The 16043-nt window shown below is 41.7% G+C and carries 14 protein-coding genes and 2 pseudogenes; 5 read left to right on the forward strand and 11 right to left on the reverse strand.

Features of this window, described 5'->3' with window-relative positions; genetic code table 11:
- Positions 1-34 precede the first annotated feature (34 nt).
- The 6 genes from B3143_RS04740 to B3143_RS04765 all read right to left on the reverse strand — a co-directional run bounded on the left by B3143_RS04740 (position 35) and on the right by B3143_RS04765 (position 5102).
- Complete coding sequence (locus B3143_RS04740; protein WP_004785750.1) at positions 35-928, reverse strand: copper resistance protein B; 894 nt, start codon at positions 926-928, stop codon at positions 35-37.
- A complete protein-coding gene (locus B3143_RS04745; protein WP_004785749.1) occupies positions 915-2807 on the reverse strand; it encodes a copper resistance system multicopper oxidase in 1893 nt (630 codons plus the stop codon). The genes B3143_RS04740 and B3143_RS04745 overlap by 14 nt, the downstream gene beginning before the upstream one ends.
- A 39-nt stretch (positions 2808-2846) precedes the next feature.
- Positions 2847-3272, reverse strand: a complete 426-nt coding sequence (locus B3143_RS04750) for a hypothetical protein (RefSeq protein WP_004785747.1) — start codon at positions 3270-3272, stop codon at positions 2847-2849.
- A gap of 118 nt (positions 3273-3390) precedes the next feature.
- Positions 3391-4266 carry an MBL fold metallo-hydrolase gene (locus B3143_RS04755; protein ID WP_261634844.1) on the reverse strand — a complete coding sequence of 292 codons (876 nt, stop codon included), beginning with the start codon at positions 4264-4266 and terminating at the stop codon, positions 3391-3393.
- 2 nt (positions 4267-4268) lie between these two features.
- Positions 4269-4685 carry a DUF6691 family protein gene (locus B3143_RS04760; protein WP_004785743.1) on the reverse strand — a complete coding sequence of 139 codons (417 nt, stop codon included), beginning with the start codon at positions 4683-4685 and terminating at the stop codon, positions 4269-4271.
- Positions 4686-5102: a YeeE/YedE family protein gene (locus B3143_RS04765; RefSeq protein ID WP_004785742.1), complete on the reverse strand. Its 417-nt coding sequence runs from the start codon at positions 5100-5102 to the stop codon at positions 4686-4688.
- Between the two features lie 104 nt (positions 5103-5206).
- Here B3143_RS04765 and B3143_RS04770 point away from each other — a divergent pair, with 104 nt between their 5' ends.
- Positions 5207-5518 carry an ArsR/SmtB family transcription factor gene (locus tag B3143_RS04770; RefSeq protein ID WP_004785741.1) on the forward strand — a complete coding sequence of 104 codons (312 nt, stop codon included), beginning with the start codon at positions 5207-5209 and terminating at the stop codon, positions 5516-5518.
- Between the two features lie 62 nt (positions 5519-5580).
- Here the strand turns inward: B3143_RS04770 and B3143_RS04775 are convergent.
- Positions 5581-5832: pseudogene (locus tag B3143_RS04775) on the reverse strand (ABC transporter ATP-binding protein); the annotation flags it as partial.
- A 197-nt stretch (positions 5833-6029) separates the two neighbouring features.
- On the opposite strand from B3143_RS04775, the gene B3143_RS04780 reads away from it, so the two are divergent.
- The 3 genes from B3143_RS04780 to B3143_RS04790 all read left to right on the forward strand — a co-directional run bounded on the left by B3143_RS04780 (position 6030) and on the right by B3143_RS04790 (position 8144).
- Positions 6030-6899, forward strand: coding sequence for an SDR family oxidoreductase (locus tag B3143_RS04780; RefSeq protein ID WP_004785736.1), 870 nt, complete (start codon positions 6030-6032; stop codon positions 6897-6899).
- 229 nt (positions 6900-7128) lie between these two features.
- Complete coding sequence (locus tag B3143_RS04785) at positions 7129-7293, forward strand: hypothetical protein (RefSeq protein WP_004785734.1); 165 nt, start codon at positions 7129-7131, stop codon at positions 7291-7293.
- A gap of 173 nt (positions 7294-7466) precedes the next feature.
- Complete coding sequence (locus B3143_RS04790; protein WP_004785731.1) at positions 7467-8144, forward strand: type 1 glutamine amidotransferase domain-containing protein; 678 nt, start codon at positions 7467-7469, stop codon at positions 8142-8144.
- Between the two features lie 243 nt (positions 8145-8387).
- On the opposite strand, the gene B3143_RS04795 is transcribed toward B3143_RS04790, so the two are convergent.
- A complete protein-coding gene (locus B3143_RS04795; protein WP_004785730.1) occupies positions 8388-10070 on the reverse strand; it encodes a long-chain-fatty-acid--CoA ligase in 1683 nt (560 codons plus the stop codon).
- A gap of 282 nt (positions 10071-10352) precedes the next feature.
- Between B3143_RS04795 and B3143_RS04800 the strand changes: the two are divergent.
- Positions 10353-11616: pseudogene (locus tag B3143_RS04800) on the forward strand (MFS transporter).
- A gap of 66 nt (positions 11617-11682) precedes the next feature.
- On the opposite strand, the gene B3143_RS04805 reads toward B3143_RS04800, so the two are convergent.
- From B3143_RS04805 to B3143_RS04815, 3 genes are all read right to left on the reverse strand, one after another.
- The gene (locus B3143_RS04805; RefSeq protein WP_286739706.1) at positions 11683-13179 is read right to left on the reverse strand and encodes a flavin-containing monooxygenase; all 1497 of its coding nucleotides are present in this window, start codon (positions 13177-13179) and stop codon (positions 11683-11685) included.
- A gap of 14 nt (positions 13180-13193) precedes the next feature.
- The gene (locus B3143_RS04810; RefSeq protein ID WP_004785722.1) at positions 13194-14033 is read right to left on the reverse strand and encodes an alpha/beta fold hydrolase; all 840 of its coding nucleotides are present in this window, start codon (positions 14031-14033) and stop codon (positions 13194-13196) included.
- A gap of 135 nt (positions 14034-14168) precedes the next feature.
- Positions 14169-15971: an acyl-CoA dehydrogenase C-terminal domain-containing protein gene (locus B3143_RS04815; RefSeq protein WP_104426126.1), complete on the reverse strand. Its 1803-nt coding sequence runs from the start codon at positions 15969-15971 to the stop codon at positions 14169-14171.
- Positions 15972-16043: the final 72 nt, after the last annotated feature.

Genomic DNA, 16043 nt, shown 5'->3' on the forward strand with positions numbered 1-16043 from the left:
CGCCTCATAAATATTAGCTTATATACATATCTGTTTAGAACATCATTCTTAAACCGATTCCATAACGCCAGCCCTGTTCAGAATCAGATGCGTCCTGCCATGAGGTTTGCTCATTACCCTTGGAATACTCATAAGCAATATCAAGATAAGGCATGATCTTTTTATTGATTTCATAACGAGTTTCCAGACCGAATGCCGCATGACTTATTCCAGTCTTTTTGGCATTGGCTGCTTTATCCTTCAGAATGAGGTCAACTTCAAAATAAGGCTGCAAAATCAGTTTTTGTGTGAGTAGCAGATCACGTTCTGTTTCCAATTCAAGCCCGATAAAATCATCTTCACCAAGATACAGATGTGTATTGGTTTCAAAGAAATACGGCGCCAGTCCATGGAATCCAAACACTGCATCTACATGTTCACTATCTTGCCCAGCATTAGGCTGCCCCAAACTTTCCTGACGATAGCGAAGACCCGCCTGAGCATCCCAGAAATCTGAAATATTCCGGCTATACAGAGCTTGGACTGCATATTCTGTTGTTCTGGATTCTTGTTTGTCAGCTTTGAGTTTAATGAACAGTTTATTTTCATCCGTGCCAATCCGAAGCTCATTCTCAGACTGTAAACCTCCCTCACCTTCTGAATTTTTGATCCATGTATTGTCCAGTTTGACCCACGTATAAATTTGCCCTCCATGTTCCTTGCGATGATCATGCTCATTGGAATAGGTTGAAGCTGAATCTGGAATTAAATTTTCAGCAACTTCCGGTGCTACTGAAGTTAAATGATGCTCTGACGATTGGAGTGATTGTTGATGATGCATCGAATGATCAGCATGCTGTTGAGAACTTTCTTCAGCAAAAACAGCAATATTTCCCAACGCCAATACACTAGCCAAAACAGGTTTCAAACAAAGATTAATGGTGCGCATGAGCATCTCCTTGTTTTTCTACTGGTTTTGTCATGTGATGATTGGAATGATTTTCCTGCACAGTATCCTGAGTCGAAACGCCATTTTCCTGAACATTTGCTACAATCAGTTTATTCATCATGCCGGCAGTCATGTGATACAGCAGATGACAATGAATCGCCCATTCACCTAGTTCATCTGCAGTCAGCAAAGTCGTAACGGTTTTTCCAGGTGGGACAATCACTGTATGTTTATTCGGCATATCTATTGCAGACTGGCCATTTTCGAGCTGCATGAACATGCCATGTAAATGCATCGGATGCGCCATCATACTGTCATTGATAAATTTCAGCCTGATCCGTTCCCCAAATTTCACTTTGAGCGGCTCTGCTTCATTAAATTTTTTGCCGTTCATGGTCCAGATATACCGTTCCATGGTACCGCCTAAACGAATCACTAATTCGCTTTCTGCTTCGCGAATATCTTTTTGCGGGGTCAAAGATTTTAGATCGCTATATTGCAAAGCTTTATGCCCTACCGGTGTAGAGGCATTAGCCCAGCCGTAAACCGGTTGCTGCGTAGAAGTTTTGGCATCTTCTTCATGTTGCTCATGCCAGGTCATATTTGTGTGATTCACATAATCTAAAGCGGATGAAGTATCTGAATGCTCGGCATGATTATCTTCCCCTTGCTCGATCACTTTGGCTGATACATGCTGCTTATACCCCATCATCGTATGTTCAGTATCTTTTTTGACATTTATGTCATGACTAGCATGATTCTGATGATTCATCTGCTCGTGTTCTTCACCCTGCATGTTGCCATGCCCCATATCTTCCATGGTCAATAAGGCACGAGGACGGGATATAGGTTTGTGTATGGCATGATGAACTGGCTTTAACTCATTCTGTAAGCTGCCAATCGCCAAACCAGAACGGTCAATCGATTCAGCTTCAATCTGATAGTGTTCCGCAGTGGGCTCCACAATCACATCATAGGTTTCTGCGGCACCAATGCGGAATTCATCGACAACTACAGGTTTGACAGGCTGCCCGTCTGCACTGACGACTGTCATTTTTAACTGTGGAATACGCACATCGAAAAATGACATGGCAGAGGCATTGATAAAACGCAGTCGCACTTTTTCATTCGGTTTAAACTGTGCCATCCAGTTCTGTTCAGGCGTTTTTCCATTCACTAAAAAGGTATAGCCGGTTACATCAGACAGATCGGTTTTCAGCATGCGCATCTGATTCCACATTTTGCGATCATTCCAGGTGGCTTTAAGCCCTTCCCGTTTGATTTGCTGAAAAACATCGCCCAGAGTTTCACGCTGATTTTGATAATACTCGGCAGATTTTTTTAAATTATTCATGATCTGCTGGCCGGACTGCTCATGAAATTCTGAAAGCATGACCACATAATCACGTTCGGTCTGCTCATGTGCAGGAACTTCCGCCTGGTTTTTGGGATAGATCACAAAGGCGCCATAAAGACCGTCCTGTTCCTGACCCTTGGAATGGGCATGATACCAGTAGGTTCCACTCTGACGAATTTTAAAGCGATATACAAATTCCTGATTAGGTGCAATGCCCTGAAACCCGTTAAAACCCGGGACACCATCCATCAGACCGGGTAGCAATAAACCATGCCAATGCAGAGAGCTTTCTTTATTCTTTAGCTTGTTTTTGACGCGAATAATCGCCTCATCACCTTCCTCAAATTCCAGTAAAGGTGCAGGAAATTTTCCATTCACTGTAATACGTTGTACCGTTTTACCGGTGAGATTGACTGGACCTTCTTCAATAACCAGCTGATATTCTTTTACAGCAGCAAATAATGAAGACGAAATCACTAAACTTAAGCCCAATAACAGGCTTTGACTAATTTTAATCGACATAACTTAATCCTTGATTTATTAAAATATAAATAACGAGGATTAAGCTTTAGGTGGGCGCAGTATTTCCTGCCAATACCCGGCAAGGTGCTTGGCTTGATAATTAGAAATAAAAGTAGTTTCTAAGGCATGAATCTCAGGGAGAGTTAACTTTGAAATTTCTACATCGATCCAGCTACTCAGGTTATGGCAAGAGCTATAAATACAATCCGGACAGTCATCTTTGTGCTCGTTTAAGTCGGAGTGGCAATCCATGTCCTGACTCATATCATGAGCAGAACCATGCATAGCTTGATGCTGGCTATGTAACTTCTCTATTTTTGCCATTTCCTGACAATGGGAACTCATCTGCTTGGCTGATGATTCCAGATGCATCGTTTTTACTGAAGCAACAGACATGCCGCTCCAGCCTACGGCGAAGACCATAAGCATCACAAACCAGATCTGTTTAAAGAACTGTCTGAGCACGATGCACCCTGAAAATATAAAAATGAGTTAACCCAAATAGCATAGGGTGGAATATTAAAATTCGCAAACTTTATAAGCGCTTAATTTAAAGATTAATATTTTGTTCCTGATAAATTGATCACTTCTTAAAATAATTTAGCGGCAGCTTCAAATAAGACATACCATTGTTTTCTGGCATTGGAAACTGTCCTCCATTCATATTGATCTGGATCGCAGGCAAAATCAGTCTAGGCATACTTAGACCCGCATCACGCTGCTCTCGCATCTGTACAAATTCAGATTTGCTAATCCCTTCACGGATATGAACGTTTTGCTGTTTTTGCTGCTGAATCGTCGTTTCACATTGATATTCATGACGTGACTCTGGCAAATAGTCATGACATAAAAATACCCGGGTACTTTCCGGGAGTTGAAATAGCTTGTGAACAGAATCATATAAAACCGAGGCACTGCCATTTGGAAAATCACAACGAGCCGTGCCATAGTCAGGCATAAACAGTGTATCCCCTACAAAGACGGCATCACCAATCACATAGCTTAAACAGGCAGGTGTATGGCCTGGCGTAGGAATATTATAAACTTCCAGTTCGCCAATCTTGAAATGCTCACCATCTTCAAACAGATAGTCAAAAGGCTGATGCGCATTGATCTGTTTCATGTCCAGATGATAAATCTCGGCAAAAGTTTCCTGCACCAGCGAAATTTTCTTACTGATTGCAATCTTGCCGCCTAATTGCTGTTTCAGATATGGGGCGGCTGTCAGATGATCAGCATGAACATGGGTTTCCAGAATCCATTCCACGGTCAAACCTTGTGATTTTACATAGGCAATCATCTGATCGGCATGCTCGGTCGATGTGGTGGCAGACGCAGCATCGTAATCCAGCACGCTATCAATAATGGCACATTGGGCAGTTTGAGGATCACTCACTACATAACTAAAAGTATTGGTATTTTTATCAAAAAATGCTTTGACGTGTGACTGCTGTGTCATATTTATACTCCTGCCCATTTACGGTGAATCCAGACCCCAAGCATCATAGCTGCCATAAAATACAAGGCTTGATAATGTCCCAAACCAATCAGGGTAAAACTGGGTGCCGGACAAATGCCTGCAATTCCCCAACCGATACCAAATAATAAACTACCCGACAGCAGTTTAGGGTCAATCTTTTGATGCTTTGGTAAATCAATGGGTTCATTAAATAAAGTGGTTGGATTTGGATTATGTTTAGCTTTCTGGAAAGGAATAAACGCCACCAGAATAGCCCCCATCATGACAAAGGCAAGGCTGGCATCCCAATCCCCAAACAGATCCAGAAAATCCAGAACTTTTTCAGGATTAGACATGCCTGAGAGCATTAAGCCGACTGAAAACAGGCCACCAAATAGAAAAGCGAATAGATTTTTCATTTAAATAGCTCCAACCAGATGACGAACAACATAAACCGTGATAAATCCCGCCAGCATAAAAGACCCGGTCGCAACAAAGGAGCGATTTGACAGACGGCTAATCCCACAGATGCCATGCCCACTGGTACAACCTGAGCCTAAACGTGTACCAAAACCGACCAGCAAACCGGCAATGACCATCATCCATGGGCTGGCATTCAGCTCAATTTCTGGCTGAAACAAAACGCCGTAGATAAATGGAACTATAAATAGTCCTGCTAAAAACCAGACCGCAGGAGTTTTGAAAATCGTCTTTCGATTAAGTACTTGCCCAACCAAACCACTCACGCCCGCAATATGGCCATTGACATACAGATAGCCGACCACTGAAAGACCAAGCAGTAATCCACCGAGAAACGCTGCCAAAAAGTCATGCATGAGCATATCCTACTTACAATATATATTTTTATATTATATAATTAAAAATATTAATAAAGACAGTTTTTGAATATTGCGTGACTAATACAAATACAGGTTTTTATATGACAGCAGATGAAACTCAGACACGTATTGATTTTTCTCAGGCTCATGTAGTGAGCGAACGCTTAAAAGTGTTGTCGAATTCTGACCGTCTGAAAATTCTATGTGTACTGGTCGATAGTGAAATGAATGTACAACAGATTGAGCTACAAACTGATATTCACCAACCTACTCTCTCGCAACAACTTACCGTACTCCGAAAAGCCGAAATGGTCAGCACGCGTCGTGAAGGCAAACAGATTTTTTATCAGCTTTCCGACCCCAAATTACTCACCCTGATGCAAACCTTATATCAGCTTTATTGCAAGGCTTAAGTGATAAGAAAAATCTTCATTTATCTATAATTGAAGAATAAAACTTCTTAAATATTTAAAAGTTAAGTATTTTCAGGAATATCTGCTGGAGCTGTTTTGGTATCACTTTGAATCAGACCTTCAACTAACTTGATAGTGCGGTCACCACTAACAGACAAGCGCGGATCATGAGTCACCAGCAAAATGGCACAGCCCTGTTCCTTATTTATTTTACGAAACAGTTCAAAAACTTCAGACGCGGTCTGGGTATCCAGGTTCCCGGTTGGTTCATCGGCCAGTAACAAGGCAGGTTCTGTAATGAGGGCACGAGCAATTTCTTAAAAGAAACCCGATATTTCATTCTAGAAGTCGACTTTAAATAACTCAAACATACAGTTTTAAAGTGTCAATTTAAGCTAAATGTATAAATGCTAAATCTTGCACAGATTCTGTTATGAAGTGTTGAGTCTGATTTAATCCCAACTAAAAGCTCCTAATATATTTTTTCATCAAGAGCAATCAAGGAAAAAATATGAATAACTATCCTGAAACTCCAGCTTCAACTGAAACCCAAGCCCATCAACCGGGTGACCAGACTAAAATGAATCCTATCCCGGAAGTCATTAAAGAAAATTATAAAGGTAGCGATAAATTAAAAGGCAAAGTAGCACTCATTACAGGTGGTGACAGCGGGATCGGTCGCTCTGTATCAGTATTGTTTGCCCGTGAAGGTGCCGATATTGCCATTTGCTATCTGGATGAAGACCGAGATGCGCTTGATACCAAAAAAATGGTTGAAGCAGAAGGACGCCGTTGCATGTTGATTCAATGCGATTTACAGCATCCTGATGAAATCAAAAAAATGGTTGAGCAGACCCTTCAGGAATTTAAAACCATTAATATTCTGGTAAATAATGCGGGTGTACAGTATCCGCAGGACAGTATTACTGATATTTCTCCAGACCAGTTATTCAAGACCTTTAATGTCAATATCCTGTCCATGTTTCATCTAACTCAGGCGGTGCTTCCGCATATGCAGGCAGGTGACAGTATTATTAATACGACCAGTATCACCAGCTATCATGGGCATGACACGTTGATAGACTATTCGAGTACCAAAGGCGCGATTACTTCATTTACTCGCAGCTTATCTACCAATCTGGCGAAAAATAAAACCGGAATTCGTGTGAATGGTGTTGCACCAGGCCCAATCTGGACACCACTCATTCCAAGTAGCTTTGATGAAGAACAACTGGAAGATTTTGGTAAACAGACACCAATGGGACGTATGGGACAACCGAGTGAGGTCGCTCCTGCCTATTTATTTCTGGCCAGTGAAGAAGCCAGCTATATTTCAGGTCAGGTTATTCATGTAAATGGCGGCAGTATTATTAACGGCTAATCAAAGTTTGAAAGTAGATAGCGGTCTTTTAGGTCGTTATCTACTTTTTTATTAATTATTTGATATGTTTTAGATTCAGACACCTTTCAAAGGACAGAATTTGATGAATATCAATAAAATTCATCTTAAAGCTATAAAACAATTCAAACAAATCCTGACAGATGATTACCCGCGCCAAAATCATCCCTTGTTATAGTGATTTCAGACCCTACCTGATGAGGATAGTAAAATGTCTAGAGGTGATAAATCGGCTTATACCGAAAAGCAAAAACGGCAGGCTAAGCATATTGAAGACAGTGAAAAAGATCGTGGTCGTTCTGAAGACGAAGCAGAACGTATTGCTTGGTCGACTGTGAATAAGCAGGACGGCGGTGGCAAGAAAAAGAAAGGCTAAACTGTCTAAAATTCAAGGAAAGTGATGCTATTGATTTAGCATCATTTTAACTATCCAGATTTTATTCTTTTTATTTTTAAACAATCGAAAAAATCTGATTGCGTTAGGAAGTCAGATTCGTTCCTTTGTTTCGTTATTTCATCAAGTCATTCAAGATAATTTTAAGGAAAAATATGAAAATTCTGATTGTATTAACCTCACATGATCAACTTGGCGAAACGGGTAAAAAAACCGGATTCTGGCTCGAAGAACTCGCCGCGCCTTACTACACTTTTATTGATGCAGGCGCAGACGTAACATTAGCCTCTCCTGCTGGTGGCCAGCCACCACTTGATCCAAAAAGTAATGAACCTGATGCGCAAACCGAAACAACCAAACGTTTTGAAGCAGATGAAGTGGCTATGCAGGCACTTGCCAATACGCATAAATTAAGTGAAGTGCTAAATCAGGATTTTGATGCGGTCTTTTATCCGGGCGGTCATGGACCGTTATGGGATCTGACCAAGGACCAGCATTCTATTTCCTTAATTGAACAGACTCTACAGACCAATAAACCTGTGGCACTTGTCTGTCATGCACCGGGTGTACTTCGCGATGTTAAGAATGCAGAAGGCCGACCTATTGTCGAAGGCAAATCAGTGACCGGTTTTAGTAATACCGAAGAAGATGGTGTTGGGCTGACTGATATTGTGCCATTCTTAGTTGAAGATACGCTGAAAGAAAAAGGCGGACAGTATTCCAAGGCTGAGGACTGGCAGGTGCATGTACAGCAAGATGGCCTGTTAATTACCGGACAGAATCCGGCATCTTCTGCCGCAACGGCTGAGGCGCTGTTAAAGTTATTAAAATAAGATTTCATCCAGATATAAGTCATTGTAGGTCAGTTATTTATTTACTGGTTAAAAACCCTGATGTGATGTCACATCAGGGTTTTTATTAGTTTTATGCCGAAATTCTAATTCGCTACTGCTGCTGTTGATGCAGTTTGTTTGCACTCATATTTTAACTGTTAGGACTCAGGTTTTTTTATTTAAAGCAAACTATGGGACAGCAGTGATCGAAAGATTCCTTTTTTATTTTGACTATGTCATTCCTTAACAGGCTTTGGCATCCGGCTGCACGGTTTTAGGCAACTCACGACGTAGAATTTTACCGACTGTAGACTTTGGCAATCCAGACACAAACTCAATATATTTTGGCAGCTTATAACTGGTCAATTGTAGTCTCAGATAGGTCATGACTTCATTCTCGGTCAGACTGGTATCCTGTTTTACAATAAAGGCTTTCGGAACTTGTCCAGATTTTTCATCATCCACCCCAATGACGGCACATTCCAGTACTTTAGGATGTTTAGATAAAATACCTTCCAACTCATTTGGATAGACATTAAAACCCGAGACCAGAATCATGTCCTTTTTACGGTCCAGAATGGTGATATAACCCTTCTCATCCATACAGCCGATATCACCTGTCAGGAAGAAACCATCTTTGGTAAATACCTGTGCTGTTGCTTCCGGTTGCTTCCAGTAACCTTTCATCACCTGAGGGCCGCGAATAGCAATTTCTCCAGCCTGATGAAGTGCTACAGGTTTTCCTTCGTCATCCAGAATCTGAATTTCTGTGCCTGCCAATGGCAAGCCAATACTACTGCTAAAGCGCTTGCTTAAAGGCGGGTTAAATGTTGCCGTTGGTGAGGTCTCAGAAAGACCGTAGCCTTCATAGATATGACAGCCTGTGACTTCATACCATAATTCTGCCGTGTTTTTTAAAACAGATGCACCACCGCCTGTCGTGGTTTTTAGGCGTGAGTGATCCAGCTCGCGGAAACGTGGATGATGAGCCAATGCATTAAACATGGTATTCACGCCCGGAAACACCGTCGGAGGATGTTTATGATATTGATCCACTAAAGCGTCCAGATCTCTTGGATTTGGAATCAGCACATTGGCAAAACCTCGACTTAGTCCATAACTGAACAGGCAGATGGTAAAACCATAAATGTGATACAGCGGCAAGGCACAAAACACATATTCATCTTCTGTGGCATAACGATCGTCAAAATGGCTGATAAACACTGTACTGTTCTGGGCAATATTAAATAAGATATTGCGATGACTGAGCTCAGCACCTTTGGAAACACCTGTAGTTCCACCGGTATATTGCAGAATAACGGTATCTTCTTGCTGCTGTACAGGGGCTACAAAATCAATCACCTGTACCTGATCAATCACCTGTTTAAAGTCAGAAAACTGTTTTTCTGGATGTTGCTCCATTTGGCTATAAATTGATATCGACTGATCCTGAATAAAATCGAGCGGATGAGTAGAAATTACATGTTTCAGTGCAGGACATTCATCCAGATTATTTAACTGTTTTAAGGTTGAGCCTAGAATAATCAAGGCTTCTGCTCCTGAATCCTGAACTTGATGATACAACTCACGCTGGGTGTACATCGGGTTTACATTAACCAGAATATAACCCGCACGAATAATCGCGAAAGTCGCAATCGGATATTGAATAATATTCGGCAACATCACCGCGATTCGGCTACCGGCTGCTAGGCCTAGATTCTGTAGGTAAGTAGCCAGTTTCTGGCTATATACATCAATCTCCTGATAGCTGAACTTTCGATCCAGATAAAAGAAAGCAGTCTTATCCTTGAACTTAAGTAGATTCTCAGCAATTGTCGTGCTCAAAGTTTTATCAGGGTCAGGCCGGGTAAATTCCGGATTGACGTTCCATTTTTTATATTCTTCCATCCATAGCTGACTTGTCATTACAGCACTCCTATCCTTGATTTTAAAATTTATTTTGTATCGTGAAACTTTATTTTGATTAAAAAATAATAACGTTATCTTTCCTTCCAAATCAATCCAATATTTGGCTAATTTCAAATTTTTACAAATGAAATCACGAATTTTATGGCTAATTATTTGTATATATTTTATCAATTAATAATATTAAATTTCTTATAGTGAAATAGTAAATCATTAAAAGCAAAAAAAGAATGTGGATTCATTCTTATAAAACAACAACGTAACAAGAAAAGGATGTCGATGATGACGTATGAAACTTCAGTGCTAGAAGCTGAACGAGTTACAGTTCAGCCTAAAAAAATATGGATGACCGCGTTTATTCTATGTTTTCTTATTTTACTTGCAGACGGTGTTGATCTGGCTTTCTTGGCCTATAGCCTTACCAGTATCAAAGCTGAATTTAATTTAACCACAGTTCAGGCAGGTGCTTTAGGGAGCTGGAGTCTGGTCGGTGGAGTGATTGGCGGTTGGGCCTGTGACCATTTTGGCCGGGAGAAAGTTATTGTATTTTAGATGATTTTTGCTTCAAGTTTATCTTGCACTTTGGGCTTTGTAGAATCTTATCATCAGTTTTTAATTATCCGCAGTATTGCAGCTATTGGACTGGGTTCCCTATACACCGCCTGTAATACCTTAATGTCAAAATATGTTCCGACAAAATACCGGACGACTATTCTGGCGGCACTTATGACCGGTTTTACCTTAGGTTCATTATGTGCAACTTTACTGGCGGGCTGGATTATTCCTGAATATAGCTGGCGTATGCTGTACTGGATTACCATTTGCCCGATCGTTCTGGCTTTTCTGCTTTATTTTCTTGTTCCTGAGCCGGATTCATGGCTACGTTCACGTAAATTAAAACGTCAGGAAGCAGCTAGCAAAGTTAAGGTGAAAAAAGAGAATCCTTATAAAGTCATTCTCAAAGATAAAAATCACTGCTGGATATTTTTACTATGGATTTTAAGTGCTGGTGCCCTGAAATTTGGCTATGCCGGTTTAAGTAACTGCTTACCTGCCTATCTCGAATCGGATCTGGGCATCAGCTTTAAGGCTATGACTGGCTATATGGTTGGCACGTTTATGATCATGATTTTTGCCAAGATCGTCGCCGGGATTCTGGCAGATCGTTTCGGACGACGTGCCTTGTTCGCTTTTGGAACCATGAGCACAGCTCTGTTTCTTCAGATTGTAATTTATTTCAATACACCGACCAATATTTTGTACCTGATGCTCATGTTCGGCTTCTTGTATGGTATGCCATTTGCCATTAATGCCACGTATATGACTGAAAGCTTCCCTACTTCGATTCGTGGTACGGCTGTAGGTGGTGCATTCAATATAGGCCGTATCGGAGCAGCATTTGCACCACTCACTATTGGTTATTTTGCTCATGGAGGCTCAATTGGAACGGGTCTACTGGTAAATGGCAGGTGCCTATTTTATTTGCGGTCTGATTCCTGCACTGTTTATACGTGATCGCTTATATGATCCGCAAAAAGCAGATTAATCTCTATCATCTTTTGATAAAAAACCAGTCAAATAGACTGGTTTTTTTAATGAATAAATTTAAAAATCAGACAACTTTTCTCTGAGCATTTTCTATATATTCATAATGGTAACCACTGCGAATAAAATGCTGGTTTTTATCTCTGAAAGAATGTGCATAATCCGGCCAGACCAAAGTCAGTTTGCGACTCACCGGGTCCAGATACCAGCTTTGACAGCTTTCTGATAACCAGACACTGCCTTGGGAAAGTTGCTGTAATTCCTGCATATAGCGATTTTCGGCGTTCTGATCGGCTTCAAAAACCTGAATCTGTTGCTGTTCAAAAAATTGCAAGGCGTCCAGTACCAGATCAAATTGGGTTTCCAGGAAATAAAGCGCTGAGTTATGCCCACTTCCGGTATTGGGACCATTCAGAATGAACAGGTTTGGAAAATTATGGACTGTCGTAGATTGATAACCCTGCATACCACTAGACCATTGCTGCTCCAAGCTTAGGCCATGTTTACCCACTACCTTTGCGGCATAAGGTGGTCGTGCTGCTTCAAATCCGGTAGCAAAGACAATAATATCTGCAGAATATTCATTGCCTGATTTGCTGATTACGCCATCCTTATTCACTTGAGCCAAAGCTGAATCTTCAAGCGTGACATTCGGTTTTAGAAAAGTCGGATAATAATCATTGGACAGCAATAAACGCTTGCAGCTGGGTTCATAATTCGGTGTAAGTTTTCGCTGTAATTCAGAATTTGGAATCTGGTGTTTCAAGAATTGTAGGCAGTTTTTTTTGACCCGCTCGATCTGGCTTTTCAGATTACGGCGCTGGGCAAAATTGTATTCATTACCCCAGAACAAGGAATGTCTTAACGCCGACATGCTGTCCGGATCTTTGCGGAAAAGCTGTTTTTCTGACTCAGAATAAGGTCGGTCCGGTCGCGGCAAGATATACGCTGCACTACGTTGCAATACGGTCAGACTTTTTGCTGTTTTGGCAATTTCCGGTACAAGCTGGATCGCAGAAGCGCCTGAACCTACGACGACCACACGCTGATTATCCAGATTCACTTCGTGATTCCAGCGTGCAGAATGCATTACCTGACCTTGAAATTCATCCAATCCCGGAATTTGTGGCAGATGTTCATCTGCCAGATGCCCGGTTGCTGTAATTAAAAAATCTGCCTGATACAAACCGTTAGAGGTCTGGATTTCCCATATACGTTTTTCGGTATTCCAGCTGGCTTTTTCCAGTTGTGTATGAAAATCAATATGTGGCCGGATATTTTCCTGATCACAGCATTGGATTAAATAACGCTGAATTTCTGCCCCTTGCGGAAAGACACGTGACCAGTTAGGGTTTTTAATAAACGAGAAAGAATATAAATGCGATGGTACATCACAGGCGACACCGGGATAGGTGTTATCACGCCATGTTCCGCCTACTTCTGCTGCACGTTCAATGATTTTAAAATCGTGAATGCCCTGCTGTTTAAGACGGATCGCCATTCCTAGGCCACCAAAACCGCTGCCTACAATTAAAATCTTGCTGCGCTGTCCTTGAGCTTGCATTATTTTTCTCCTTTTTAAGGCATCATGGGCTGGATTTTTTGATTCGCCGGATACTGCTCTGGATGCTGGCTAAACTGATTAATTAGCTGCACAACTTCTGCTGGCGCTTCAATATGAATCGCATGTCCCGAAGAAATTTCGATATAACGGCTATTCTGAATCGAAGCAAAGAGTAATTTTGCTTGCGCTAAAGGCACCATACGATCTTCACGACAGGCCACGATCAAGGTCTCAGCAGAGATGTCCGGCAAAATGGCGGTGATATCAATGCGATAATTTAGTTCACGCTGTTTAGCTGCATCTTGAGAAGGTTTGACGAAACGTGCCAGATCAAGCACCTGTTTTTCAGTACGAGCTGACAGATAGTCATCGCTATATAGGCAATAATTCACGAAATGCGGCAATGCTGCAGATTGATCATTAAATAACTGTTGCCAGATGGTGGTTCGTAGTTGTTGCACCGAACTGGTTTTTGCCCAACCGGCTAACAAAATCAAACGTGCCACGCGCTGTTTAAGACTTGCAGCCAGTTGTGCAGCAATCACGGCACCGAGTGAATAACCCACCACAGTAATAGCTTCATCTTCTTCAACTGCATGATGGATCAGGACTTCAACTTGGTGACTAAAATCAGTCACTGCCAGATCAGCTTTATCCGGGGTATACAAATCAATGGATAAAACCCGCTGATGAATACCGAGCATGGGGAAAATATAACTGAAATGTTTGTCGGTATTTCCACCTGTGCCATGAATCAGAATAATGGTGGGATATGAGGATTTGTGTCCGACTTCATGATAAGTGAGTTGTTGATCACCATAAGGACATTGTCGTGTAATCGTGTCTAAATCCATATAGACTCCTGATCTTGTTGTTTTATGGCCGATGTAATACTGAAAAGTACCCATCGATATTGAATATTGTGCAGGATGAAAAAATAGAAATTAAAAAAAGACCCACGATCGAGAGATTGATCGTGGGTAAAAGGATTAATCGAATTTAAACTCTTCAGGAGTCAGTAGGAACAAGCTCTCACCACCGGCCTGAATATTGGCAATGTGGGTTGAAGTTCTTGGCAGAATACGTGCAAAGAAGAATTGTGCGGTTTTGATCTTCGCTGCATAGAACGGATCAGTATTGCCTTCTTCAATCTTTTGCTGAGCCGTAATCGCCATTTTTAGCCATAAATATGAAGACACTACATAACCAGAGAAATATAAGTAATCGACTGATGCCGCACCGATTTCATTGGCAGACTGTTGCGCCTGAGACTGAATGGTTTTGGTTAATTCTAGCCATTGCTCAGTCAACTGGCTCACTTGTGCCACTTGCTGGTTAAACTGGGCATGTTGCTGATGTTCTTTTACAAAGCCCTGAATCTCATCTGTTAATGCAGTCAATAAACCTAGTTTCGAACCCAGCACTTTACGAGCCAGTAAATCAATAGACTGAATTTCAGTGGTGCCTTCATAGAGGCTAGCAATACGTGCATCACGGGCAATCTGTTCCATGCCATGTTCAGCAATATAGCCGTGTCCACCAAAAACCTGCATACCGTGTTTGGCTGCTTCTACACCCGTTTCAGTCATTAATGCTTTAGCAATTGGGGTTAATAATGCCAGACGATCTTCTGCGGCTTTTTTCTCTTCAGGATTATCTGTTGCTTCAGCAATATCTGCATACGTAGCCAGATAATAAGCCAAGGCACGTGAACCTTCTGCAAATACTTTCTGAGTCAGTAACATATTACGTACTGCTGGATGCACGATGATTGGATCCGCAGGCAGATTTGGCTCTTTAGCACCTTCAAGTGAACGCATCGCCAGACGGTCTTTGGCATAAGCCAATGCACCTTGATAAGAAGATTCAGCTGCAGCAAGACCCTGAATCGCCGTTCCAATACGCGCAGAGTTCATAAAGGTAAACATGCAGTTCAAGCCGCGGTTTTCAGGCCCGATCAGGAAGCCTTTGGCATTGTCAAAATTCAGCACACAGGTCGCATTGCCATGAATACCCATCTTGTGTTCAATCGCGCTACACACCACGCCATTGCGAGAAGCCACATTCCCAGCTTCATCCAGATTGTATTTAGGCACGATGAACAGTGAAATACCTTTGGTGCCGGCAGGCGCATCCGGTAAACGTGCTAACACAATATGCACGATATTTTCAGCCAGATCATGCTCACCTGCAGAAATAAAGATTTTCTCACCGCTGATGCTGTAGCTGCCATCTTCATTTGGCACCGCTTTGGTACGGATCAGGCCCAGATCAGAACCCGCATGTGATTCAGTCAAACACATGGTTCCGGTCCAGCGACCTGCAATTAAAGGCACCAGGAATTTATGTTTTTGTTCATCGCTACCATGATGCTCTAAGGTACGCATCGCACCATGTGACAGGCCTGGATACATACCCCAAGACCAGTTGGTCGCTGTGATAATTTCTGAAATGGCAATACGGTATAAAGTCGGGAAGCCTTGACCGCCATATTTTTCATCGCCAGTTAATGAAGTAAAGCCGAGTTCTACATATTTGTCATAAGCCGCTTTAAAACCATCCGGTGTAGTTACGACGCCATCCTGCAAACGGCAGCCCTGCTGGTCGCCTGTTGCATTAATCGGTAGAAGTTCGTTTTGGCAAAAGTCCGCAGCGACTTCCAGATATTGTTCCATAATATCCATAGAAACTTTGTCTGCAAACTTTGCATAGCCTGTGTATTTCTGTTCAACATTGAGCAGATCTTTCAGGACAAACTTCATGTCTTTTAATGGCGCAATATAATTTCTCATCGTAATTCCCTTGTATGAGTTCTAATTTGTATATTTATGACAATTAATTTCATAATACGAAATTATGTTTTA

The sequence above is a fragment of the Acinetobacter sp. UBA1496 genome (genome assembly GCF_002324975.1).
GTDB classification, from domain to species: Bacteria; Pseudomonadota; Gammaproteobacteria; order Pseudomonadales; family Moraxellaceae; genus Acinetobacter; species Acinetobacter variabilis.